Here is a 25,204-nt window from a genome sequence, read left to right on the forward strand (position 1 = left end):
CCTTCTGCTTAGCGAGCCGCGCTGATCAGTACCGGCGGATGAAAGGTCCGGCCGGAATCGGCGCGGCGTCCCCTCCTGTGCGAGGGGTTTTTTCATTTCGCCGCGCGACACAGCGGCAGCCGGCAGAGACGATCGATGGAGCTTTAAGGATCATGAGCGAGATGAATTCGGCTGCTGCCGAGGCAGCAGCCCCGCATCGTTACACGGCGGCCATGGCCGCCGACATCGAGGCACGCTGGCAGGACTTCTGGGACGCCGAGGGCACCTACGAGGCGCCCAACCCGAGCGGTGACCTGGCCGGCGACCCGGCCGTCGTCGCCCGCCCCAAGAAGTTCATCATGGACATGTTCCCCTACCCCTCGGGTGCGGGCCTGCACGTCGGCCACCCGCTGGGCTACATCGCCACCGACGTCTACGCCCGCCACCAGCGCATGACCGGGCACAACGTCCTGCACACGCTGGGCTTCGACGCCTTCGGCCTGCCGGCCGAGCAGTACGCCGTCCAGACCGGCACGCACCCGCGCGTGTCGACCGAGGCGAACATCGAGAACATGAAGGTCCAGCTCCGCCGGCTGGGCCTGGGCCACGACAAGCGCCGGTCGTTCGCCACGATCGACCCAGACTACTACAAGTGGACCCAGTGGATCTTCCTCCAGATCTTCAACTCCTGGTACGACGACGAGGCCCAGAAGGCCCGGCCCATCGCCGACCTGATCGCCCAGTTCGAGAGCGGTGTGCGTTCCGTACCCGGCTCCACGCGCGCGTGGAGCGAACTGACCGCCGCCGAGCGCGCCGACGTCCTGGGCGAGTACCGACTGGCGTACGCCTCGGACGCGCCCGTCAACTGGTGCCCCGGCCTGGGCACCGTCCTGGCCAACGAAGAGGTCACCGCCGACGGCCGCTCCGAGCGCGGCAACTACCCCGTCTTCAAGGCCAAGCTGCGCCAGTGGAACATGCGCATCACCGCCTACGCGGACCGGCTGCTGGACGACCTGGACGCGCTGGACTGGCCCGAGGCCATCAAGCTCCAGCAGCGCAACTGGATCGGCCGCTCCGAGGGCGCCCGCGTCGACTTCGCCGTCGGCGACGACGCCATCACCGTCTTCACCACCCGCCAGGACACCCTGTTCGGCGCCACCTACATGGTGCTGGCGCCCGAGCACGAGCTGGTCGAGAAGATCGTCCCGGCCGCCTGGCCCGAGGGCACCCACGAGGTCTGGACGGGCGGGCACGCCACCCCGGCCGAGGCCGTCGACGCGTACCGCAAGCAGGCCGCGTCCAAGTCCGACGTCGAGCGCCAGGCCGAGGCCAAGGACAAGACCGGCGTCTTCACCGGCGCGTACGCCATCAACCCGGTCAGCGGCGACCGCGTCCCGGTCTTCATCGCCGACTACGTCCTGATGGGCTACGGCACCGGCGCGATCATGGCCGTTCCGGCGCACGACACCCGTGACTTCGCCTTCGCGCGCGCCTTCGAGCTGCCGATGCGCTGTGTCGTCGAGCCCTCGGACGACCGTGGCACCGACCCTTCGGCCTGGGACGACGCCTTCGACTCCTACGAGGCGAAGATCCTCAACTCGGCGAACGACGAGATCTCCCTGGACGGCCTGGGCGTCGTCGAGGCCAAGGCGAAGATCACCGACTGGCTGGTCGCCAAGGGCATCGGCGAGGGCACCGTCAACTTCCGGCTGCGCGACTGGCTGTTCAGCCGCCAGCGGTACTGGGGCGAGCCCTTCCCGATCGTCTACGACGAGGACGGCGTCGCACACGCGCTGCCCGAGTCGATGCTGCCGCTGGAACTGCCCGAGGTCGACGACTACTCGCCGCGCACCTTCGACCCCGACGACGCGGACACCCAGCCCGAGACGCCGCTGTCGCGCAACGAGGACTGGGTCAACGTCACCCTGGACCTGGGCGACGGCCCCAAGAAGTACCGGCGCGAGACCAACACCATGCCCAACTGGGCCGGTTCCTGCTGGTACGAGCTGCGCTACCTGGACCCGCACAACGACTCGGCGCTGGTCGACCCGGCGATCGAGCAGTACTGGATGGGGCCGCGCGAGGGTCAGCCGCACGGCGGCGTCGACCTGTACGTGGGCGGCGCCGAGCACGCCGTACTGCACCTGCTGTACGCGCGCTTCTGGTCCAAGGTCCTGTACGACCTGGGGCACGTCTCCTCGGCCGAGCCCTTCCACAAGCTGTACAACCAGGGCATGATCCAGGCCTTCGTCTACCGGGACTCGCGCGGCATCGCCGTCCCGGCCGCCGAGGTCGAGGAGCGCGACGGCGCCTTCTGGTACCAGGGCGAGAAGGTCAGCCGCGTCCTGGGCAAGATGGGCAAGTCCCTGAAGAACGCCGTCACTCCGGACGAGATCTGCGCCGAGTACGGGGCCGACACGCTGCGCCTGTACGAGATGGCCATGGGCCCGCTGGACGTCTCCCGCCCCTGGGACACGCGCGCGGTGGTGGGCCAGTACCGCCTGCTGCAGCGGCTGTGGCGCAACATCGTCGACGAGTCGACCGGTGAGGCGACCGTCGTCGACACCGAGCCCGACGAGGACACGCTGCGCGCCCTGCACAAGGCCATCGACGGCGTCGGCCAGGACATGGCCGCCATGCGGTTCAACACGGCGATCGCCAAGGTCACCGAGCTGAACAACTACCTGACCAAGACCGGTGCCCCCGTGTCGCGGTCGGTCGCCGAGCGGCTGGTGCTGCTGGTCGCCCCGCTGGCCCCGCACATCGCCGAGGAGCTGTGGCGCAAGCTGGGCCACACCGACTCCGTCGTCCACCAGGACTTCCCGGTCGCCGACCCGGCGTACGTCGTCGACGAGACGGTGACCTGCGTCGTCCAGATCAAGGGCAAGGTCAAGGCCCGCCTGGAGGTCTCCCCGTCCATCACGGACGCGGACCTGGAGGCGCTGGCCCTGGCCGACGAGGGTGTCGTCGCGGCGCTGGGCGGCGCGGGCATCCGCAAGGTGATCGTGCGGGCGCCGAAGCTGGTGAACATCGTCCCGGCGTAACGGGCCCGCTCTTCACCTGGGTGGTTTCCCCTACGGGCAGGTTGGGGGTTCCGATGGAACCCTCGGCCTGCCCGTTCCGTTTACCGTGGAGGAAACACAGCCCGGCCGTTTCCGACACCGCACCGAGTGACCCCGAGGGGACTTCATGACAGAGGCGATCCTGATCCTGGCGGTGCTCTTCCTCGCCTTCGTCGCCCTGGGGGTCTACGCGACCGTCAAGGCGGTCAAGGCCGCGAAGCGCGGGGTCGACCGCACGATCACCCAGGCGCGCCGCACCGTCGAGGACACCACGCTGCGGGCCAAGAGCTACGGGCCCGGCGGCGTGACGGCCGAGCTGGCGCAACTGCGGCTGTCGTTGCGGACGTCGATGCGGGCCACCCAGGACGCGCTGGAGGCCGGCGTGGCGGAGGACGCCTCGCTCAAGGAGTCCCTGGAGCTGTTCCGGCGGCTCAGCGCGCACGGGCACGAACTGGACGCGGACCTCAAGCGGCTGGAGCGGGACCCGGACCGGACCGGGGTGGCCGCGCAGCTCGGCGAGCTGCGCGAGCGCACGGAGCGGATCACCCACTCGGCCGAGTCGCTGAGGTGGGCGGCCCGGGACCGGGCGCGAAAGTTCGCGGACGACGACCTGGCGTCGCTGAGCGCGCAGATCGACGTGGAGGCCGGGGCCCTGCGGCACTGGGCGGGGCGCGAGCAGGACGACCTCTCCTGGCCGGAGCCGGCAGCGGGGCAGGCGACGGAGCAGGTCAGGCCGGCGGACGCCGACGCGCAGTCCGGTACGGCGGCCCGGTCCGGGACGGACGGGCGGCCGGGTACGGCGGCGGCCGGGGGCCGTGGCGCCTCGGAGGAGGACGAGCCGAGGGCGATCACCGCGCGGGATCCCCGGCAACAGCCCTTCTACTCCTGGCAGAAGTCGACGCGCCCCGAGACCACGAACTGACCCGTTCCGATCACGAGTCGGGGGCGGGCTGCCCTACGGACCCCCCTCCGGGGTACCCTCCCGGTCATGTCCCGCCATGTCGCGATCGTCACCGATTCAACGGCCTACCTGCCGCCGCAGACGATGGAGCGGCACGGTATCACCGCGGTGCCGCTGACCGTCGTCCTGGGCGACCAGGCCCTGGAGGAGGGCACCGAGATCTCGGCGCGCTCGCTGGCCCTCGCACTCCAGAAGCGGCGCTCCGTGACCACGTCCCGGCCGAGCCCCGAGGTGTTCGCGGCCGCCTACCGCGCGGTGGCCGAGAAGGGCGCCACGAGCATCGTGTCGCTGCACCTGTCGGCCGAGTTCTCCGGGACGTACGACGCCGCGGTGCTGGCCGCCAGGGACGCGGCGGTGCCCGTGCGGGTGGTCGACACCGGGATGGTCGCCATGGCGCTGGGCTTCTGCGCGCTCGCGGCCGCCGAGGCGGCGGAGGCGGGCGGCACCCTGGACGAGGTGGTCGCCGCCGCGGAGAAGCGGGCCGCCGGGACCTCCGCGTACTTCTACGTCGACACACTCGAGTACCTGCGCCGGGGCGGCCGCATCGGCGCCGCCCAGGCCCTGTTGGGCTCCGCGCTCGCCGTGAAGCCGCTGCTGGAGCTGGAGGGCGGGCGGATCGAGCTGCGGGAGAAGGTGCGCACGGCGTCGAAGGCCATCGCCCGGCTGGAGGAGATCGCCGCCGAGCGGGCGGGCGCGAGCCAGGTGGACGTCGCGGTGCACCACCTCGCGGCACCCGATCGGGCGGCCGCCCTCGCTGACAGGCTGCGCGCCCGTGTTCCGGGCCTGGCCGAACTGCACGTCAGCGAAGTCGGCGCGGTCATCGGCGCCCACACCGGTCCGGGGCTGCTGGCCGTCGTCGTCTCGGCACGGTGACCGCCGGCCTCACCCTTATGGGTGGCCGGGTTTTCCACAACTGGTGGGTTATCCACTGGATTTGACGCTGCTCGGCGGGTTCGGGCGATTGCGCCTACCGTGCTCGGCATGGCAACGCGAACACACTCCGTGACACCCACATCGCGCGTCGTTCGTGCGGCGAGTGGCCCCGGCCGTGCGGCCGGATCCGACGGCCGCACGCGCGGACGCGGCCCCTCCGCACGGCACCGGGTGCGCGGGCGGGGCACAGCCGCTGTCCGCGCGACGGTGACGGCTCGCCGCCGCGCGGACGCCCTCTTCGAAGAAGCCGGCACACACGCGACCCACCCGCCCCCGGCCGCCGAGCCGGTGCCGGGGGCGCCCGGTGGTCCTCCGCGCCCGGTGGCAGACGCGAGCCCGGTGGCCGACGAGCGTCCGGCGGCCGACGAGCGTCCGGCGGCCGACGAGCGTCCGGCGGCCGACGAGCGTCCGGCGGGTGGTTCGCCGGTGGCGGTCGGTGACGTGGGCCCGGGTGGTGCCGGTGGTTCGCCGGTGGCTGGCGGCCGGGCTGTGGCTGGCCGCCGGCCGTCGGCGGACGGCGTGCGCCAGGGGCGTGGCGTGGCGGTCGCCGGGCATGTGGCGAGCAGGCCTTCGCCGGCGGCTGCGGTGGATGCCGAGGGAGCCGAGGACGCGGCTGAGGAGGCACCCGGGCGGCGGGAGCGGTGGCGGCTCGGAGCGCGGGACCGGTTGCCGCTGTGGGTGCAGGCGCGGTGCGGGATGGAGCCCCGGACCGTTGCGGCGCTCGCCGTGGTCCTGGTCGTGGCCGCCGTCCTCGCCGGGCGGTACTTCTGGGTGGGCAGACCGGAGCCGGTGCGTGCACCCGACGTGGTGACGGAGGCGGCGCCCCCGGCGGCGGCCGCGACCGGAGCGGCCACGCCCGGGGTCCCGGCGGGGGCGCCGCCCGTCGTCGTCGACGTGAGCGGGAAGGTACGGCGGCCGGGAGTGCTGCGGCTGCCCGCCGGATCGCGGGTCGCCGACGCCTTGCGCGCGGCGGGCGGCGTCAGGCCCGGCACCGACCTCACCGGTCTGAACCGGGCGCGGGTGCTCATGGACGGCGAGCAGGTCGTGGTGGGCGCCCCGCCGGGACCGGCGGGACCTGCCGGACCGGCGACCTCCGGGGCGTCCGGGCCCGGTGGCGGCACCGGAGGGCCGGTCAGCCTCAACACCGCCACGGTGGAACAGCTCGACACGCTGCCCGGTGTCGGCCCCGTGCTGGCCCAGCACATCGTCGACTACCGCACGAGCCACGGAGGTTTCCGGTCGGTCGACGAGCTTCGCGAGGTCAACGGGATCGGTGAGCGCCGGTTCGCGGACCTCCAGTCCCTCGTACGGCCATGAGGCGCCCAGGGGTTCGCGCCGCGTCGGGTACGCCGCCGGGCGTTGGCGACCCCAGCCGGGAAGGCCCGGCCGACCTGCGGCTCGTGGGGCCCGCGCTGGCGGTGTGGGGCGCTGCGGCGCTCGCGGTGGGCGCACCGGGCCGGTGGACGGTGGTGGGCGTGGCGCTCTGCGCCGTCGGCGGTGTGGTGCTGCTGCTCGGGCGTGGCGCGTGGGGCGTGGTGGCCCGGTGGCGGGCCAACGGCACGGCGTGCGCTGCGGTGTTGCTCTGCGCGGCGGCCGGCGCGGCGTCCGCCGGACTGCACGGCGCCGACCTGCGGCGGGGGCCGCTGCCGGGGCTGGCGGACCGGTACGCGCGGGTCACCGCCGAGGCGACGGTCACCTCCGACCCACGGCTCACGCACGCGAAGGTGCGCGGTCCGCGGGCGGTGCCGGTCTCGGTCGTCATGAACGCCGATGTGACGCGGGTGACGACGCCCGACGGGGTGGACACCAGGGTCCGCACGCCCGTGCTGGTGGTCGTGTCGCCCGGCGGAGCCGACTGGCGGCTGCTGCTGCCGTCGACCCGGCTGCGGCTGACGGGGCGGCTGGCGCCGCCGCAGCGCGACGGCGATCCGTTCGCCGCCGTTCTGCGGGTGGACGCGGGGCCGCCCCGCGTCACCGGCCCGCCGACCGCGCTCCAGCGCACGGCCGGGGAGCTGCGGGCAGGGCTGCGGGCGGCGGCCGACGGGCTGCCCCCGGACGCACGCGCCCTGTTGCCGGGGCTGGTCGTCGGGGACACGTCCCGCATCCCGCCCGACCTGCACGACGCCTTCCGGGCGACCGACCTCACCCACCTGTTGGCCGTCTCCGGGAGCAACCTCACCATCGTGCTGTTGCTGCTCATCGGCCCGCCCGGCAGCGCGCTGAAGGCCGAACGCGGAGGGCTGGCGCCACGGTTGGGCATCCCGCTGCGCGCGACCGCCCTGCTCGGCGGCGCGCTGACCCTCGCCTTCGTCCTGGTCTGCCGACCCGACCCGAGCGTGCTGCGCGCCGCTGCCTGCGGGCTGATCACCCTGCTCGCCATCGGCACCGGGCGCCGCCGGTCACTGATTCCCGCGCTCGCCGCCGCCGTGCTGCTGCTGGTGCTCTACGACCCGTGGCTGGCGCGCAGTTACGGCTTCCTGCTGTCCGTGCTGGCCACCGGGGCGCTCCTGACCGTCGCCCCGCGCTGGAGCGCCTCGCTGCGAAGGCGCCGGGTGCCGCCCCGGATCGCGGAGGCGCTGGCCGCGACCGCGGCGGCCCAGGCCGTGTGCGCCCCGGTGGTGGCGGTCTTCGCCGCCCGGGTCGGCCTGGTGGCGATCCCGTGCAACCTGCTCGCCGAACTCGCGGTCGCCCCGGCGACCGTGCTCGGGTTCGCCGCGCTCGCCACCGCACCGGTCGCGATGCCGCTGGCCGGGGCGCTCGCCCAGTGCGCGGGGTGGCCGGCCGGCTGGATCGCCTCCGTCGCCCGTGCGGGAGCCGCGCTGCCCGGGGCGGAGGTCCAGTGGCCGGGAGGGTGGAGCGGAGGGCTGCTGCTCGCCGCCGTCACAGGGCTGGCGGTGGTGTGCGTACGGCGGGTGAGGCACCGGGCATGGCTGGCCGGCGCGTGCGCGGTGCTGCTGTTGCTCGCCGTGGTGCGGCCCCCGCCGCTCACCAGGCTGCTCACGGGGTGGCCACCGCCCGGCTGGGTGTTCGCGATGTGCGACGTCGGCCAGGGCGATGCGACGGTCCTCGCGGCGGGCCGGGACACGGCCGTGGTGGTGGACGCCGGGCCCGACCCGGAGCCCGTCGACCGGTGCCTGCGCGACCTGGGCGTCAGCCGCGTGCCGCTCGTGGTGCTTACGCACTTCCACGCCGATCATGTCGCGGGACTACCGGGCGTCCTGCGGGGCCGGGCCGTCGGGGCGATCCAGACGACGGACCTCCAGGACCCGGAGGACCAGGCGGCGTTCGTGCGGAGGACGGCCGCCGCGGCCGGCGTGCCCGTGGTACGGGCCGGTGCCGGTGAGCGTCGGCGGCTCGGGCCCCTGGACTGGCGGGTGCTGTGGCCGGGTGCCGCCCGGGCCGGCCCCGGGCCGGAGGGGCCGAACGACGCCAGCGTCACGCTCCTGGTCCGCGTCGGCGGCATGACCCTGCTGCTCCTCGGCGATCTGGAGCCGCCCGCCCAGCAGGGCCTGCTGCGGGCCCACCCGGACCTGCCGCCGGTGGACGTCCTGAAGGTGGCCCATCACGGCTCGGCCCACCAGGACCCGCGTCTGCTGAGCAGGGCACGGCCGCGGCTGGCCCTGGTCTCGGCCGGCCGGGACAACCCGTACGGGCATCCGTCGCCGCGAACGGTGAGCGCCCTGCGGGCAGGGGGAGCGGTGGTGCTGAGCACCGACAGGCACGGCGCGATCGCCGTGACGGGAAGGGGGAGGGGGCTGCGTGCCACCACGGCCCTCGGGGCGGGGCCGGGGCCGGAGCCGTAGCGACGCCAGGAACAATGTGTGTCGTGAGTGATGTGAGACATGTGCTGGTGCTGCCCGACCGGGACGCGGCCGAGGAAGCCGCCGAGGAGCTCGGGGAGCGTTTCGGGATCACGGAGGAGCCCCAGCTCGTACGGGACGCCCTGGCCGGTGAGGACGACGCCGAGGACGCCCAGTGGCTGGTGGTCGTCGAGGACCCGGACGGGCGGCTCGCGGCCACCGAACTGGACGAGTTCGCGGCGCAGTGGGACGGCTGGCGGGAAGAACCGTAGGGAGGCCGTAGGGCAGCGGCAGGGAGGGGGCGCACGGGCGGACCCGCGTTGTCGGTGGGCCGTGCGATGCTGGTTCGCGATGGCCACCAGAAAGAATTCGACCGACGACGTCCTCGCGCCCGTCACCCTCGCCGTGGGGCAGGAGGACCTGCTCCTCGACCGCGCGGTGCAGCAGGTTGTGGCGGCCGCCCGTGCGGCCGACGCCGACACGGACGTCCGCGACCTGACGCCCGACCAGCTCCAGCCCGGCGCCCTCGCCGAGCTGACGAGCCCCTCGCTCTTCGCCGAGCGCAAGGTGCTGGTCGTGCGGAACGCACAGGACCTCTCCGCCGACACGATCAAGGACATCAAGGCGTACTTCGGCTCGCCCGTGGAGGACATCAGCCTCGTCCTGCTCCACGCGGGCGGCGCCAAGGGCAAGGGCCTGCTGGACGCGGCCCGCAAGGCGGGTGCGCGCGAGGTCGCGTGTCCCAAGACGACCAAGCCGGCGGAGCGTCTGACGTTCGTACGTGGTGAGTTCCGCGCGCTGGGTCGGTCGGCGACGCCGGAGGCGTGCCAGGCGCTGGTCGACGCGGTGGGCAGTGACCTGCGGGAGCTCGCGTCCGCGGTGTCGCAGCTCACCGCGGACGTCGAGGGCACCATCGACGAGGCGGTCGTCGGGCGGTACTACACGGGCCGCGCGGAGGCCTCCAGCTTCAACGTCGCCGACCGGGCGGTGGAGGGGCGGGCGGCCGAGGCCCTGGAGGCGCTGCGGTGGTCGTTGTCGACCGGGGTCGCCCCCGTGCTGATCACGAGCGCGCTGGCGCAGGGTGTGCGGGCGATCGGCAAGCTGTCGTCCGCGCGGGGCGGGCGGCCCGCCGATCTCGCGCGCGAGCTCGGCATGCCGCCGTGGAAGATCGACCGGGTGCGCCAGCAGATGCGCGGCTGGACGCCGGACGGGGTGGCCGTCGCGCTGCGGGCGATCGCGGAGGCGGACGCGGGGGTCAAGGGCGGGGGCGACGACCCCGAGTACGCGCTGGAGAAGGCGGTCGTGACCATCGCCCGCGCGGCGCGCTCACGCCGCTGACCCCGCGTGGCGCGCTCACGCCGCTGACCCCGCGCGGCGCGGCGCCGTTGCGACACGGGCGGGTCATGGGGTGGGTGGCGCAGGCGCGTGGCCGGCTGTGGGCCGGTGGGGTGCGTCCGGTCTCCGGCCGGGCGGGGGTCCCACCCGCACCATCCGTGCGGCCCGTGCGGCAGGGTCTTCGGGGGCGGGCTTTCCTGTGGGGGTGCCTCGCCGTCGGCGGCCGCGGGCCGGTGGGCCGGTGGGGGAAATCGGGCGTGGGTCTTTTGTGGGCCCTGCTTGCCATCGGTGGGTGCGGCGGAGGGGCCAGGGCATGGCGAAGGCCCCGGCGACGGTCCTGGGGAAGGACGGGCGACGGGGCCTTCGGGTGGTGCGTTGGTGAGCTCGTACCCGCGTGGCGAACGCAGGCCGCGTACGGGCTCGGGGTGCCGGTCAGGAGCGGATGAGAGGGCCCGCTTGGTCCGTTCCGGCGATCAAATCAAGAAAGCTCAGCCCTGGAGGGAGGCAACCTTGGACGCCAGCGCCGACTTCTTGTTGGCGGCGGCGTTCTTGTGGATGACACCCTTCGAGACGGCCTTGTCCAGCTTGCGGGACGCCTCGCGGACGGCCACGGTGGCCTTCTCGACGTCACCCGCGGCGGTCGCCTCACGGGCCTTGCGGATCGCGGTCTTGAGCGACGACTTGACGGCCTTGTTACGCAGGCGCGCCTTCTCGTTGGTCTTGTTCCGCTTGATCTGGGACTTGATGTTCGCCACGAAAGAGCCTTTTCAGGTTCGTAAGGATTTCTGATGCGTGCCTCATCGCTGAGAGGGCTACGAGACACAGCTACCCAGGCTACCAGTCGCCCTCCGAGCGGCCCAAACCGAGCGCCCGTCCCCGTCCGTGGGACCATGGAACCTACGTATCGATCCGACGTCGACCCGAGCAGAGACGCCCGGCGTCTCGAGAATCAGGACCCTGCGTGCCCGCGACCCCTATCCACGTGCCCGAGCCGAGCCGTACCGACCCGGCACTGATCCGCAATTTCTGCATCATCGCGCACATCGACCACGGCAAGTCCACCCTTGCCGACCGGATGCTCCAGCTCACCGGTGTGGTCGAGCAGCGGCAGATGCGCGCTCAGTACCTCGACCGCATGGACATCGAGCGCGAGCGTGGCATCACGATCAAGTCCCAGGCGGTGCGTCTGCCGTGGGCCCCCACCGAGGGGCCCGGCCAGGGCAGCACTCACATCCTCAACATGATCGACACCCCTGGTCACGTCGACTTCACCTACGAGGTGTCGCGGTCCCTCGCGGCCTGCGAGGGCACCATCCTGCTCGTCGACGCCGCCCAGGGCATCGAGGCGCAGACCCTCGCCAACCTCTACCTGGCGATGGAGAACGACCTCACCATCGTCCCCGTGCTCAACAAGATCGACCTGCCGGCCGCCCAGCCGGAGAAGTTCGCCGAGGAGCTGGCGAACCTGGTCGGCTGCGAGCCGGACGACGTGCTCCGCGTCTCGGCCAAGACCGGTCTCGGCGTCGAGGCGCTGCTCGACCGCGTGGTCAAGGACGTCCCGGCGCCGGTCGGCGTGGCCGACGCCCCGGCCCGCGCGATGATCTTCGACTCGGTCTACGACTCCTACCGGGGTGTCGTGACGTACGTCCGTGTCATCGACGGCCAGCTCAACAAGCGTGAGCGCATCCGCATGATGTCCACCGGCGCCACCCACGAGCTGCTGGAGATCGGGACGAACTCGCCCGAGATGCTCCCGGCCGACGGGCTGGGCGTCGGCGAGGTCGGCTACCTGATCACCGGTGTGAAGGACGTCCGGCAGTCCAAGGTCGGTGACACCATCACCACCCTGCACAAGGGAGCCACCGAGGCCCTCGGCGGCTACAAGGACCCCAAGCCCATGGTCTTCTCGGGTCTGTATCCGCTGGACGGCTCCGACTACCCAGAGCTGCGCGACGCCCTGGACAAGCTCCAGCTCAACGACGCCGCGCTCGTCTACGAGCCGGAGACCTCCGCCGCGCTCGGCTTCGGTTTCCGCGTCGGCTTCCTGGGGCTGCTCCACCTCGACGTGATCCGCGAGCGGCTCGAGCGCGAGTTCGGGCTGGACCTGATCGCCACCGCCCCCAACGTGGTCTACCGCGTGCTCATGGAGGACGGCAGCGAGCACACCGTCACCAACCCGAGCGAGTTCCCCGAGGGCAAGATCAGCGAGGTGTACGAGCCGGTCGTACGCGCCACGATCCTCGCGCCCAGCGAGTTCATCGGCTCGATCATGGAGCTGTGCCAGACCCGTCGCGGCACGCTCCTCGGTATGGACTATCTCTCCGAGGACCGGGTCGAGATCCGCTACACCCTCCCGCTCGCGGAGATCGTCTTCGACTTCTTCGACCAGTTGAAGTCCAAGACGCGTGGTTACGCCTCCCTCGACTACGAGCCCACCGGCGAGCAGGCGTCCAGCCTCGTCAAGGTCGACATCCTGCTGCACGGCGACAAGGTCGACGCCTTCTCCGCCATCACGCACAAGGACCAGGCGTACGCGTACGGCGTGCGGCTCGTGGCCAAGCTCAAGGAACTCATCCCGAGGCAGGCCTTCGAGGTGCCCGTCCAGGCGGCCATCGGCTCGCGCGTCATCGCCCGCGAGACCATCCGCGCCATCCGCAAGGACGTCCTCGCCAAGTGCTACGGCGGTGACATCTCCCGTAAGCGGAAGCTGCTGGAGAAGCAGAAGGAAGGCAAGAAGCGGATGAAGATGGTCGGTTCCGTGGAGGTTCCGCAGGAGGCCTTCATCGCGGTGCTGTCCAGCGACGACTCGGCGGGCGGCAAGACCAAGAAGTAGCCGCGCGGGTTCCGTGTCCGGCGGCTCGGGTTCCGTCTCGGGTCCCGGCCCGGGCCGCCGCCTGGGGCCCGCCGCCCGCGGCCAGGGCCCGTCATGCGGTACGCGGTCGAAGCGGGGCCGCGTGACGGGCCCCCGCGCCGGGGCCCATGGTCCGGGCTCCCCGGCCCCGCCCGGCCCCCGGCTCCGCCCGGCCCCAGCCGCAGAACACCGCCAAAGCGCCCGTTCGGTTCATGGACGGGCGCTTTTGCGTGGTCGGGGGGTGACGTCGGGCGGCGTAGTCGTTATGAAGCGGGTATGAACCGCCGGGCCACAGCCCCTTACGTGGCGGACCATGGCGCTCTAACCTGATGCCGCCCGAGGGTTACTCGCCAGTTAAACAATCATCCCGTCGTGCAGCCCTGCCGCAAGCCGCCCGGAGGACGTCGTGAGCGACACACAGACCCTGATCGAGAACCGACCGCCCTCCGTGGCGGCCCTCTTCCTGGAGCGCGTGGCCAAAACCCCCGACGCCGAGGCGTACCGCTACCCGGTACCCAACGCCTCCGGCCAGGGCCCCGACGACTGGAAGTCCCTGAGCTGGACGCAGGCGGCCGAGCGCGTCTACGCCATCGCCGCCGGCCTCATCGACCTCGGCGTACAGCCCGAGGAGCGGGTCGCCCTCGCCTCCGCCACCCGGGTCGAGTGGATCCTGGCCGACTTCGGCGTGATGTGCGCCGGCGCCGCGACCACCACCGTCTACCCCCAGACCAACGCCGAGGAGTCGGCGTACATCCTCGCCGACTCCGACAGCCGCGTCCTGATCGCCGAGGACGCCTCCCAGCTCGCCAAGGCCCGCGAGCGCCGCGCCGACCTGCCGAAGCTCGCCCACGTCGTCGTCATCGACCCGGCGGGCGTCGAAGCGGACGCCGGCGACCCCGAGGGCTGGGTCGTCTCGCTCGCCGAACTGGAGGAGCGCGGCCGCGCGTACCTGGAGAAGCACCCGGACGCCGTCAAGGACCGCGTGGCCGCCATCACCGCCGATCAGCTCGCCACCCTGATCTACACCTCCGGCACCACGGGCCGCCCCAAGGGCGTACGGCTGCCGCACGACAACTGGTCGTACATGGCCAAGGCCATCGCCGCCATCGGCCTGGTCTCCGCCGAGGATGTGCAGTACCTGTGGCTGCCGCTCGCCCACGTCTTCGGCAAGGTGCTGACCTCCGGCCAGATCGAGATTGGGCACGTCACCGCCGTCGACGGCCGCGTCGACAAGATCATTGAGAACCTGCCGGTCGTCCAGCCGACGTACATGGCCGCCGTACCGCGCATCTTCGAGAAGGTTTACAACGGAGTCGCGGCAAAGGCACGGGCCGGAGGCGGCGCCAAGTACAAGATCTTCCAGTGGGCCGCCGAGGTCGCCCGCCAGTACGCCCGGACCAGCCAGGACAACCTCCGCCGCACCGGCAACGCGAGCGTGCCCTTCGGCCTGAGCGTCAAGCACAAGGTCGCCGACGCCCTCGTCTACGCCAAGCTCCGGGACGCCTTCGGCGGCCGGCTGCGCGCCGCCGTGTCCGGATCGGCGGCCCTCGCGCCCGACATCGGCTACTTCTTCTCCGGCGCCGGCATTCCCATCCTGGAGGGGTACGGCCTCACCGAATCCAGCGCCGCCTCCTTCCTCAACCCGGGCGAGGCTCCCCGCACCGGCACCGTCGGCAAGCCGTTCCCCGGCACCGAGGTACGGATCGCGGACGACGGCGAGATCCTGCTGCGCGGCCCCGGCATCATGGAGGGCTACCACGGGCTGCCCGAGAAGACCGCCGAGGTCCTGGAGCCGGACGGCTGGTTCCACACCGGCGACATCGGCGAGCTGTCCGCCGACGGCTACCTCCGTATCACCGACCGCAAGAAGGACCTGATCAAGACGTCCGGCGGCAAGTACATCGCGCCGGCGGAGGTCGAGGGACAGTTCAAGGCGGTCTGCCCGTTCGTCTCCAACATCCTCGTCCACGGCGCCGACCGGAACTTCTGCACCGCGCTCATCGCACTCGACGAGCCCGCCATCCTCGGGTGGGCCGAGGAGCACGGCCTGAGCGGCAAGTCGTACGCCGAGGTCGTCGCCACGCCGGAGGCCAACCAGCTCGTCCAGGGCTATGTGGACCGGCTCAACGAGGGGCTCCAGCGCTGGCAGACCATCAAGAAGTTCCGGCTGCTGCCGCGCGACCTCGACATCGAGCACGGTGAGCTGACGCCGAGCCTCAAGCTGAAGCGCCCCGTCGTCGAGCGCGAGTACAAGCACCTCATCGACGAGATGTACGCGGGGACCAGGGAGGCCTGAGCCGACGTACGGCGAACGGGGCCGCGCCACGGCGCGCGGCCCCGTTCGCATGCGTAGGGCCCTGGTTCGTATACGTACGGCTTCGTTCGGTGCGCGAGTTCGCGTGCGCGAGTTCGCGTGCGGCGAGGGCGCGCGGGCGGGTTCCGGTGGGCGAGTTCGATGACTCGGCGCTTATGGGCGTGCTCGATCTGTCACCCTGTCGGTGTCCGCACCACGAGCCGACCAGGAGCCGACGAGGAGCCGCACGTGGGGTCCTTTCCGACAGGGTCCTTCCCGACACAGCGCGCGACCACCGGTGAATTGCTGCTGCCGCCCCACCAACCGCCCCCGAGCCAGACCGTCACGCGCACCAGCCTGCCGGGCAACCCGCTCGCACCGTCCGCCGCCCGCCGCTTCGTGCGCGCCGCGCTCGCGGACTGGACCGGCCTCGCCCTGCCCGCCGCCGCGACGATCACCGACCGGGTCGCCGACGACGCCGTCCTGGTGGTCGGCGAACTCGTCACCAACGCCGTCGTCCACGCCGGCACCACCGTCGAGCTCCTCTTCCGGCTGGAGGACCCCGCCGACGGCCGGCCCGCCGCCCTCGTCCTCGAAGTCTCCGACCACCACCCCACCCGTACCCTCCGCCACGAGCACCACCACCGGGAGGACGACGACGGCCTGGACGAGTACGGTCGCGGGCTCCAACTCGTCGCCGCCCTCGCCGAATGCTGGGGCATCACCTACCGCCCCGGCCTGAAGACCGTGTGGGCGCGGCTCCCCCTCGACGGCTGGGACACCTGCCCCGTACCCGGCGCCGAGCCGACGATCCAGCGCGGGCTGCGCGCCGCCGAGATCCTCGCCCCGGCGCCGCGCCGGGTGGTGCGCGACGACCACGAGTGGGCCGGCCGCGGGGCGCTGTCGTTCCTCGCCGAGGCGTCCGACCTGCTCGCCGGCCAGTTGGACGAGGACCTCGTCGCCGCGCTCGCCGGCCAGCTCCTGGTGCCGCGCCTGGCCGACTGGTGCGCCTTCTGGCTGGAGGGCGACGGCGCGGACGGCGGCGGGCCGCGCCTCGCCCGGGTGTGGCACGCCGACGAGTCGGCGCTGGAGACGCTGCGCGCGGTCCTGGAGAAGGAACCGCCCCACATGCCGGAGCCGGCCCGCCCCGGCCCGGTGCCGATCCCCTGGCCGTCGCCGGAAGACCCCGCGGAGGGCGGCGACGCTGAGGAGGCCACCCTGCCGGGGGCCACCGCGTCGGGCGCCGCCACGGGGGCCACCGCGCCGGGCGCCGCCCCAGGTGGCACCGCGTCGGGCGCCGTCACAGGTGCCACCGCGCCGGGCACCGCCACGGGGGCCACCGCGCCCGGCGCCGTCACAGGTGGCACCCCGCCGGGCGCCGTCACAGGTGGCACCGCGCCCGGCACCGCCACAGGTGGCACCGCGCTCGCGTACCGGCTCGTTGTGGGCGGCCACGCGCTCGGCACGCTGATGCTCGGGCGGCGCGGGCGGGGGCGTATCCCCGACGCCGTCACCACCCTCGTCGAGGACTTCGCACGCCGCGTCGCCCTCGCCATCGGCGCCGCGCGCCGCTACACCCGCCAGGTCACCATCAGCCGGGTCCTCCAGCGCGGACTGCTCCCCAGCCAGGTGGCGCAGATCCCGGGCGTCGAGAGCTGTGTCGTGTACGAGCCCAGCGACGACGGCCTCGCGGGCGGCGACTTCTACGACGTGTTCCAGGCCGGGCCGGGAGCGCGGCGCTGGTGCTTCATGCTCGGCGACGTCCAGGGCAGCGGCCCCGAGGCCGCCGTCGTCACCGGCCTCGCCCGCCCCTGGCTGCGGCTGCTCGCCCGCGAGGACCACAAGGTCGGCCACGTCCTCGACCGGCTGAACCGGCTCCTCCTCGACGACGCCACCGAGGCCGCCGAGGCCGCCGCCTCCATGGTCGCCGCCGCCGGTGACCTCCCCGGCGACCTGCCCGGCGCCCAGCAGGTCCCGCAGCAGCCCCAGTCGCGGTTCCTGTCCCTCCTGTACGGCGAGCTGGTGCCGCTCGCCCCCGAGGAGGGCGGCGGCGCCCGCTGCACCCTCGCCTGCGCCGGCCACCCCCTGCCGCTGCTGCTGCGCCCGGACGGCACCGTGACCCCCGCGGCGACGCCCCAGGTGCTCCTCGGCGTCGTGGACGACGTCGGGTACGAGAGCCACACCTTCCACCTCGCGCCCGGCGACACCCTCCTGTGCGTCACCGACGGCGTCACCGAGCGCCGCTCCCGCACGGGGCGGATGTTCGACGACGGGGACGGCCTGGCCGAGGCCCTCGCGGGCTGCGCCGGGCTGCCCGCGAGGGAGGTCGCCGACCGGATCCGGCGGGCGGTCCACACCTTCGGCGAGACGCCCGTACGCGACGACCTCGCCCTGCTGGTGCTCCAGACCCGGTAGGCGGCGCGGTAACGGACAATGGGGGGTATGCCTTCCGTACTGCCCGATGGTGAGCCCATGCCCGAGGACGGCGCGCTGCCCGCGTCCGCCCTGCTCGGGGCCGGTGAGCGGCCGCTCGGGTTCTATCTGCACGTGCCGTACTGCGCGACCCGCTGCGGCTACTGCGACTTCAACACCTACACCGCCACCGAGCTGCGCGGCTCCGGCGGCGTGCTCGCCTCCCGCGACAACTACGCCGCGACCCTGACGGAGGAGGTACGCCTGGCGCGGAAGGTCCTCGGGGACAATCCCCGGCCGGTGCGGACGGTCTTCGTCGGCGGCGGCACGCCCACGCTGCTCGCCGCCGCCGACCTCGTGGCGATGCTCGGGGCCATCCGGGACGAGTTCGGGCTCGCGGACGACGCCGAGATCACCACCGAGGCGAACCCGGAGTCCGTGGACCCCGCGTACCTCGCCGAGCTGCGCGAGGGCGGCTTCAACCGGATCTCCTTCGGCATGCAGAGCGCCCGGCAGCACGTCCTGAAGGTGCTCGACCGTACGCATACGCCCGGGCGGCCGGAGCGTTGCGTCGCGGAGGCGCGCGAGGCGGGCTTCGAGCACGTCAACCTGGACCTGATCTACGGCACGCCGGGGGAGAGCGACGACGACTGGCGGGCCTCGCTCGACGCGGCGATCGGCGCGGGACCCGACCATGTCAGCGCGTACGCCCTGATCGTGGAGGAGGGCACCCAGCTCGCGCGGCGCATCCGGCGCGGCGAGGTGCCGATGACGGACGACGACGTCCACGCGGACCGGTACCTGATCGCGGAGGACGTGCTGTCCGGGGCCGGGTTCTCCTGGTACGAGGTGTCCAACTGGGCCACCTCGGAGGCGGGGCGGTGCCTGCACAACGAGCTGTACTGGCGCGGCGCCGACTGGTGGGGCGCGGGGCCCGGCGCGCACAGCCACGTGGGGGGCGTGCGGTGGTGGAACGTGAAGCACCCGGGCGCGTACGCCGCCGCGCTGGCGGAGGGGCGCTCGCCGGGGGCGGGGCGCGAGGTGCTGTCGGAGGAGGACCGGCGGGTGGAGCGGGTTCTCCTGGAACTGCGGCTGCGCGAGGGCTGCGAGCTGTCGCTGCTCAGGCCCGCGGGCCTGGCCGCCGCCGAGCGCGCGGTAAGGGACGGGCTCCTGGACCCCGGTCCTTACGCCGACGGGCGGGCCGTGCTGACGCTGCGGGGGCGGCTGCTGGCGGACGCGGTGGTGCGGGACCTGGTCGACTGATCCTGCCGGCTCGGGGCCGCCCCCGACGGGGTCATGCCGTCACGAAGTCGATCAGCTCCTCCACCCTCCCCAGCAGCGCCGGCTCCAGGTCCTTGTACGAGGTGACCCGCGACAGGATGTGCTGCCAGGCCGCGCCCGTGTTCGGGGGCCAGCCCAGGGCGCGGCACACACCCGTTTTCCAGTCCTGGCCGTGGGGGACGGAGGGCCACGCCGGGATGCCGACCGAGGAGGGCTTCACGGCCTGCCAGATGTCGATGTACGGGTGGCCCACGACCAGGGTGTGGGCGTCGGTGACGGAGGCCGCGATGCGGGACTCCTTGGAGCCGGGCACCAGGTGGTCGACCAGGACGCCGAGGCGGGCGTCCGGGCCCGGGCCGAAGTCCCGGACGATGGCCGGGAGGTCGTCGACGCCCTCCAGGTACTCGACGACCACGCCCTCGACGCGCAGGTCGTCGCCCCACACCCGCTCGACCAGTTCCGCGTCGTGGCGGCCCTCCACGTAGATGCGCCCCGCACGGGCGACACGCGCGCGTGCGCCCGGGACGGCGATGGAGCCCGAGGCGGTGCGCGACGGACGGGAAGGTCCCGCCGAAGGGCGCACGAGCGTCACCGTACGCCCCTCCAGGAGGAAGCCCCTGGGCGCCAGCGGGAACACCCGGTGCTTGCCGAACCGGTCCTCCAGGGTCACCGTGCCCGCCTCGCAGCCGATCACCGCCCCGCAGAAGCCGGTGCTCACCTCCTCGACCACCAGGTCGGGGTCGGCGGGCACCTCGGGAACGGGCGCGGACTTCTTCCACGGCGGCGTCAGGTCAGGGTCGTAAGCGCGCATTCGGCAGACGCTACGACACCCCGAACCGGCGGGCCAGTTCATCGCGTTGGGCGCGTACGAAGGCGGCGTCGACGGCGGCCCCGTGCCCCGGGACGTACACGGCGTCCTCGCCGCCCAGGTCCAGCAGCCGGTCCAGGGCGGCCGGCCAGCGCGACGGGATGGCGTCCGGCCCGGCCTGCGGGTCGCCCGACTCCTCCACCAGGTCGCCGCACAGGACCACCTCCTGGGAGCCCGGTACGAGCACGGCCAGGTCGTGGCCGCTGTGGCCCGGGCCCACGTTGGCCAGCAGCACCTGCCGCCCGCCCAGCTCCAGCGTCCACTCGCCGCACACCAGGTGGTGCGGGGCCACCAGCACGTCCGTCGCCTCGACGGCGTCCGCCTCGGCGACCCCGTGCCGCACGGCGTCGCGGCGCAGCCCCTCCCGGTCCTTGGTCAGTACGGTGTCCACGCCGACCGCCCCGAACACCTCCGCCCCCGCGAACGCCGCCGTGCCGAGCACATGATCGAAATGGGGGTGACTCAGTGCGATGTGCGTCACTCTCCGGCCACCCATCAGCGCCTGCGCCTGCGCCCGGATCTCGGCGCCCTCACGGAGCGTGGCGCCCGTGTCGAACAGCAGGGCCCGGTCCTCGCCGACCACCAACGCCGTGGTCGCGTCCCACACCGGCAGCCTCCTGCGGCCGATCCCGTCGGCGAGACGCTCCCATCCGAAGTCTTCCCAACTGACGTCCATACCGCGACGCTATCGGCAACCACCAGCGCCGTCTCGCGGTAGCGTGGCCCGCCGCCCTTGCCGGGGGCGTACCCCGGCGCCGTACACTGGCCGGGGACAACTGGCACTCGGACATCGCGAGTGCCAGCCAAGCAGAAGGAACCACAGCCAGACGGAGGTGCGCGCGATGCTCAGCGAACGCAGACTCGAGGTGCTGCGCGCCATCGTCCAGGACTACGTCGGCACCGAGGAGCCCGTGGGGTCCAAGGCCCTCACGGAGCGCCACAACCTCGGCGTCTCGCCCGCCACCGTGCGCAACGACATGGCGGTGCTGGAGGAGGAGGGCTTCATCGCCCAGCCCCACACCAGCGCGGGACGCATCCCCACCGACAAGGGCTACCGCCTCTTCGTCGACAAGCTCGCCGGCGTCAAGCCGCTGTCGACGCCGGAGCGGCGTGCCATCCAGAACTTCCTGGACGGAGCCGTCGACCTCGATGACGTCGTCGGCCGCACGGTACGGCTGCTCGCGCAGCTCACCCGGCAGGTCGCGGTCGTGCAGTACCCGTCCCTGACGCGCTCCACCGTGCGCCACGTGGAACTGCTGTCGCTGGCCCCCGCCCGGCTGATGCTCGTCCTGATCACCGACACCGGGCGCGTGGAGCAGCGCATGGTCGACTGCCCCGCGCCGTTCGGCGAGACGTCCGTCGCCGACCTGCGGGCGCGGCTGAACAGCCGCGTCGTGGGACGCCGCTTCACGGACGTGCCGCAGTTGGTGCAGGACCTTCCCGAGTCCTTCGAGGCGGAGGACCGGGGCACGGTCTCCACGGTGCTGGCCACGCTGCTGGAGACGCTCGTGGAAGAGACCGAGGAGCGGCTGATGATCGGCGGCACCGCCAATCTCACCCGCTTCGGGCACGACTTCCCGCTGACGATCCGGCCGGTGCTGGAGGCGCTGGAGGAGCAGGTGGTGCTCCTGAAGCTGCTCGGCGAGGCCAAGGACTCGGCCATGACCGTACGTATCGGGCACGAGAACGCCCATGAGGGGCTCAACTCCACGTCCGTCGTCGCGGTCGGCTACGGTTCGGGCGACGAGGCAGTCGCCAAACTCGGCGTGGTCGGACCGACCCGCATGGACTACCCCGGAACGATGGGAGCGGTACGCGCAGTGGCACGTTACGTCGGACAGATCCTGGCGGAGTCGTAAGTGGCCACGGACTATTACGCCGTACTCGGCGTGCGCCGCGACGCGTCCCAGGACGAGATCAAGAAGGCGTTCCGGAGGCTCGCCCGCGAGCTGCACCCGGACGTCAACCCCGATCCGAAGACGCAGGAGCGGTTCAAGGAGATCAACGCCGCCTACGAGGTGTTGTCGGACCCGCAGAAGAAGCAGGTCTACGACCTCGGCGGTGACCCGCTGTCCGCCTCCGGCGGCGGCGCGGGCGCGGGTGGCTTCGGCGCGGGCGGCTTCGGCAACTTCTCCGACATCATGGACGCCTTCTTCGGTACGGCGTCCCAGCGCGGCCCCCGGTCGCGCACCCGGCGCGGCCAGGACGCCATGATCCGCCTGGAGGTCGAGCTCCAGGAGGCGGCCTTCGGCACGACCAAGGACATCCAGGTCGACACGGCCGTCGTCTGTACGACCTGTTCCGGCGAGGGCGCGGCGCCCGGTACGTCGGCCCAGACGTGCGACATGTGCCGTGGCCGTGGCGAGGTCTCCCAGGTCACCCGGTCCTTCCTGGGCCAGGTCATGACGTCCCGCCCCTGCCCCCAGTGCCAGGGCTTCGGCACCGTGGTCCCCACCCCGTGCCCGGAGTGCGCGGGCGACGGCCGGGTCCGCTCCCGCCGTACGCTCACGGTCAAGATCCCGGCCGGTGTGGACAACGGCACCCGCATCCAGCTCGCCGGCGAGGGCGAGGTCGGCCCGGGCGGTGGCCCCGCGGGCGACCTGTACGTCGAGATCCACGAGCTGCCGCACCCGGTCTTCCAGCGGCGCGGCGACGACCTGCACTGCACGGTGACCATCCCGATGACGGCGGCCGCGCTGGGCACGAAGTGCCCGCTGGAGACGCTGGACGGGCTGGAGGAGGTCGACATCCGGCCCGGTACGCAGTCGGGCCAGTCGATCCCGCTGCACGGGCGCGGTGTCACTCACCTGCGGGGCGGCGGGCGCGGTGACCTCATCGTGCACGTCGAGGTCCAGACGCCGTCGAAGCTGGACCCGGAGCAGGAGCGGCTGCTGCGGGAGCTGGCCAAGCTGCGGGGCGAGGAGCGGCCCACGGGGCAGTTCCAGCCGGGGCAGCAGGGCCTGTTCTCCCGCCTCAAGGACGCGTTCAACGGTCGCTAGGCCGAGGCCGCACGGGGCGGGTGCCGGGGCCGCGCGGGCCCGGGATTCGGTACGGGCGCGGGGGCGTGACACCATGCGTGCATGTCCTCCGCACTGACCGATCTCTGCCGGTACCCGATCGTGCAGGCCCCCATGGCGGGTGGCGCCTCCTGTCCGCAGCTCGTCGCGGCCGTGTCCGACGCCGGCGGCCTGGGTTTCCTGGCCGCCGGGTACAAGACCGCCAACAGCATGTACCAGGAGATCAAGCAGTTGCGCGGCCTGACCTCGCGGCCCTTCGGCGTGAACCTGTTCATGCCGCAGCCCGGGCAGGCCGACCCCGCCGCCGTGGACGTGTACCGGCACCAGCTCGCCGGTGAGGCCAACTGGTACGACACGCCCCTCGGCGACCCCGACGCCGGGCGGGACGACGGGTACGAGGCCAAGCTGGCCGTCCTGCTGGACGACCCGGTGCCGGTGGTGTCGTTCACCTTCGGGTGCCCGAGCCGCCAGACGGTGGCCGCGTTCAGGCGGGCCGGGACGATCACCGTCGTGACGGTCACGTCGGTCGAGGAGGCCCAGGCCGCGCAGTACGCGGGCGCCGACGCCCTGTGCGTCCAGGGCATCGAGGCCGGCGGGCACCAGGGCACGCACCGCGACGACCCGGAGGCCGGCGGGACCGGCACGGGGCTGCTGTCGCTGATCCCGCTGGTGCGGGAGGCCGTGCCGCTGCCGATCGTCGCCGCGGGCGGCCTGATGCGCGGCAGCCAGATCGCCGCCGTCCTCGCGGCGGGCGCCGAGGCCGCGCAGCTCGGCACGGCGTTCCTGGTGTGCCCCGAGTCGGGCGCTCACGCCCTGCACAAGCAGGCCATGACCAACCCGCTGTTCGTCCGCACCGAGCTGACGCGGGCGTTCTCGGGGCGCCCCGCGCGGGGCCTGGTCAACCGGTTCATGCACGAGCACGGCCCGTACGCCCCGGCCGCGTACCCCGAGGTGCACCACCTGACGAGCGGGCTGCGCAAGGCCGCCGCCAAGGCGGGCGACCCGCAGGGCATGGCGCTGTGGGCCGGGCAGGGCCACCGGATGGCGCGCGACCTGCCCGCCGGGCGGCTGGTGGAGGTCCTGGGCGCCGAGCTGGACGCGGCGGTGGCCGCCCTCGCGCTGCGGGGCGTGGCGTCATGACCGCCCCCGTCTTCCTGGTCGACCACGTGCCGGGCACGGCCGGGACCGTCACGCTCGACGGGCCCGAGGGGCGGCACGCCGTCTCGGTACGGCGGCTGCGCGTCGGCGAGGAGATCGTCCTGACGGACGGCGCCGGCACCGGCGCGTACGGCACGGTCGCGGCCGTCGAGGGCAAGGACCGCCTCGACGTGGCGGTGACGGAGGTACGTACGGAGCCGGCGCCCAGCCCCCGTATCACCGTCGTCCAGGCCCTGCCCAAGGGCGACCGGGGCGAGCTGGCGGTGGAGACCATGACGGAGACGGGTGTCGACGCGATCGTGCCGTGGGCGGCGTCCCGCTGCATCACGCAGTGGAAGGGCGACCGCGGCCTGAAGGCGCTCGGCAAGTGGCGGGCCACCGCGCGGGAGGCGGGCAAGCAGTCGCGCCGCCTCCGCTTCCCGGACGTCGCGGACGCGGCGTCGACCAAGCGCGTCGCCGAGCTGCTCGCCGCCGCCGACTTCGCGGCCGTCCTCCACGAGGAGGGCGCCGAACCGCTGGCGACCGCCGAACTGCCCGCCACCGGTGACATCGTGCTCGTCGTGGGCCCCGAGGGCGGCGTCGCCCCCGACGAACTGGCGGCCTTCGCCGAGGCCGGCGCGAAGCCCTACCGCCTCGGCCGCAGCGTCCTGCGCACCTCGACCGCCGGAACGGCCGCCACAGCCCTGCTCCTTGGCCGCACCGGCCGCTGGTCGTAACCGCCCCGCCCCGGCTGCGCGCCCGCCCTCGTCCGGCGCCCGGCACCCGGCCGTGCGCCCGTGCCAGACCTCGCGCGCCGGTTTTGGCACCCCCGCCCCCGTCAGGCGCCCCCGCCCGGCGGTGGGCAGGTGCCCGGCCCGTGGGGTGGCCGCCCCGGTCCGGGGCCACCGCGCCCGGTCAGGCGTCGGCGGCCAGGGCGTCGAACAGCGGCCAGCCGTCCGCCTCGTGGACGCCGTGTGCGGTCGGTAGCAGGCCGCGTGCCGTGGCCTCGTCGAGGAGGCGGCGGACGACGCCCGGCTCGTGCAGGTTGAGGCCGTGGCCGTGGGTGTCGCCCACCGCACCCGAGGGCCAGTAGCCGCCCGGGGTCACGCGTCCCGGCCCCTCGCGGAAGACCAGCCGCAGTTGGGCGTGGCGCGCGTCGGCGCGGCGCAGCGTCAGCAGTTCGCGGCACGGGGGGTGTTGGTGCCCCACCGACCACAGCCAGGTCGTGCCGTCCACGACCAGCCGGCGCGGGACGCGATCTCGTCTCATCGCGCC

Annotated in this window: 19 protein-coding genes; 15 read left to right on the forward strand and 4 right to left on the reverse strand. The window is 73.3% G+C overall.

All coding sequences use genetic code 11. The features are described 5' to 3' along the window. Window positions 1-152 precede the first annotated feature (152 nt). The 7 genes from leuS to holA all read left to right on the forward strand — a co-directional run bounded on the left by leuS (window position 153) and on the right by holA (window position 10,073). Window positions 153-3,023 carry a leucine--tRNA ligase gene (gene leuS, locus ACZ46W_RS11235; RefSeq protein WP_468334894.1) on the forward strand — a complete coding sequence of 957 codons (2,871 nt, stop codon included), beginning with the start codon at window positions 153-155 and terminating at the stop codon, window positions 3,021-3,023. Between the two features lie 145 nt (window positions 3,024-3,168). Continuing rightward, entirely contained in the window at window positions 3,169-3,963 is a 795-nt protein-coding gene (locus ACZ46W_RS11240; protein ID WP_468334897.1) for a hypothetical protein, read from the forward strand. Between the two features lie 66 nt (window positions 3,964-4,029). Further along, window positions 4,030-4,875, forward strand: a complete 846-nt coding sequence (locus ACZ46W_RS11245; RefSeq protein ID WP_468334900.1) for a DegV family protein — start codon at window positions 4,030-4,032, stop codon at window positions 4,873-4,875. Between the two features lie 381 nt (window positions 4,876-5,256). Further along, complete coding sequence (locus ACZ46W_RS11250) at window positions 5,257-6,252, forward strand: ComEA family DNA-binding protein (protein WP_468334904.1); 996 nt, start codon at window positions 5,257-5,259, stop codon at window positions 6,250-6,252. After that, window positions 6,249-8,738: a ComEC/Rec2 family competence protein gene (locus tag ACZ46W_RS11255; RefSeq protein WP_468334908.1), complete on the forward strand. Its 2,490-nt coding sequence runs from the start codon at window positions 6,249-6,251 to the stop codon at window positions 8,736-8,738. The genes ACZ46W_RS11250 and ACZ46W_RS11255 overlap by 4 nt, the downstream gene beginning before the upstream one ends. A 23-nt stretch (window positions 8,739-8,761) precedes the next feature. Beyond that, entirely contained in the window at window positions 8,762-9,007 is a 246-nt protein-coding gene (locus ACZ46W_RS11260; RefSeq protein WP_366129531.1) for a hypothetical protein, read from the forward strand. Between the two features lie 79 nt (window positions 9,008-9,086). Next, a complete protein-coding gene (gene holA / locus ACZ46W_RS11265; RefSeq protein ID WP_468334911.1) occupies window positions 9,087-10,073 on the forward strand; it encodes a DNA polymerase III subunit delta in 987 nt (328 codons plus the stop codon). A 485-nt stretch (window positions 10,074-10,558) separates the two neighbouring features. Here the strand turns inward: holA and rpsT are convergent, their stop codons facing one another. Beyond that, window positions 10,559-10,825 (reverse strand): 30S ribosomal protein S20, encoded by a 267-nt coding sequence (gene rpsT / locus ACZ46W_RS11270; protein ID WP_366129529.1) that lies wholly within the window; start codon window positions 10,823-10,825, stop codon window positions 10,559-10,561. 206 nt (window positions 10,826-11,031) lie between these two features. Between rpsT and lepA the strand changes: the two genes are divergently transcribed. From lepA to hemW, 4 genes are all read left to right on the forward strand, one after another. Further along, window positions 11,032-12,903 (forward strand): translation elongation factor 4, encoded by a 1,872-nt coding sequence (gene lepA / locus ACZ46W_RS11275; RefSeq protein ID WP_468334914.1) that lies wholly within the window; start codon window positions 11,032-11,034, stop codon window positions 12,901-12,903. A gap of 424 nt (window positions 12,904-13,327) precedes the next feature. Then, on the forward strand, window positions 13,328-15,217 hold the full coding sequence (locus ACZ46W_RS11280) for an AMP-dependent synthetase/ligase (RefSeq protein WP_468334917.1): 1,890 nt from the start codon (window positions 13,328-13,330) through the stop codon (window positions 15,215-15,217). Window positions 15,218-15,376: 159 nt separating this feature from the next. Continuing rightward, the gene (locus tag ACZ46W_RS11285; RefSeq protein WP_468334921.1) at window positions 15,377-17,629 is read left to right on the forward strand and encodes a SpoIIE family protein phosphatase; all 2,253 of its coding nucleotides are present in this window, start codon (window positions 15,377-15,379) and stop codon (window positions 17,627-17,629) included. A 27-nt stretch (window positions 17,630-17,656) separates the two neighbouring features. Further along, window positions 17,657-18,889 carry a radical SAM family heme chaperone HemW gene (gene hemW, locus ACZ46W_RS11290; RefSeq protein WP_468334924.1) on the forward strand — a complete coding sequence of 411 codons (1,233 nt, stop codon included), beginning with the start codon at window positions 17,657-17,659 and terminating at the stop codon, window positions 18,887-18,889. A gap of 31 nt (window positions 18,890-18,920) precedes the next feature. On the opposite strand, the gene ACZ46W_RS11295 is transcribed toward hemW, so the two are convergent. Further along, window positions 18,921-19,718, reverse strand: a complete 798-nt coding sequence (locus ACZ46W_RS11295; RefSeq protein WP_468334927.1) for a DUF3097 domain-containing protein — start codon at window positions 19,716-19,718, stop codon at window positions 18,921-18,923. A 10-nt stretch (window positions 19,719-19,728) separates the two neighbouring features. Continuing rightward, a complete protein-coding gene (locus ACZ46W_RS11300; protein WP_468334930.1) occupies window positions 19,729-20,451 on the reverse strand; it encodes an MBL fold metallo-hydrolase in 723 nt (240 codons plus the stop codon). 166 nt (window positions 20,452-20,617) lie between these two features. On the opposite strand from ACZ46W_RS11300, the gene hrcA reads away from it, so the two are divergent. The 4 genes from hrcA (at window position 20,618) to ACZ46W_RS11320 (ending at window position 24,666) form a co-directional block, all read left to right on the forward strand. Next, complete coding sequence (hrcA, locus tag ACZ46W_RS11305) at window positions 20,618-21,634, forward strand: heat-inducible transcriptional repressor HrcA (RefSeq protein ID WP_366129521.1); 1,017 nt, start codon at window positions 20,618-20,620, stop codon at window positions 21,632-21,634. Then, window positions 21,635-22,774 (forward strand): molecular chaperone DnaJ, encoded by a 1,140-nt coding sequence (dnaJ, locus tag ACZ46W_RS11310; protein WP_468334933.1) that lies wholly within the window; start codon window positions 21,635-21,637, stop codon window positions 22,772-22,774. It begins immediately after the preceding gene. Window positions 22,775-22,855: 81 nt separating this feature from the next. Further along, a complete protein-coding gene (locus ACZ46W_RS11315) occupies window positions 22,856-23,932 on the forward strand; it encodes a nitronate monooxygenase (RefSeq protein ID WP_468334936.1) in 1,077 nt (358 codons plus the stop codon). Beyond that, complete coding sequence (locus tag ACZ46W_RS11320; RefSeq protein ID WP_468334939.1) at window positions 23,929-24,666, forward strand: 16S rRNA (uracil(1498)-N(3))-methyltransferase; 738 nt, start codon at window positions 23,929-23,931, stop codon at window positions 24,664-24,666. The genes ACZ46W_RS11315 and ACZ46W_RS11320 overlap by 4 nt, the downstream gene beginning before the upstream one ends. Before the next feature lie 178 nt (window positions 24,667-24,844). Here ACZ46W_RS11320 and ACZ46W_RS11325 read toward each other — a convergent pair whose 3' ends face one another. Next, window positions 24,845-25,198, reverse strand: coding sequence for a hypothetical protein (locus ACZ46W_RS11325; protein WP_468334942.1), 354 nt, complete (start codon window positions 25,196-25,198; stop codon window positions 24,845-24,847). Between the last annotated feature and the right edge of the window lie 6 nt (window positions 25,199-25,204).

Source organism: Streptomyces sp. NPDC031064 (assembly GCF_055570965.1).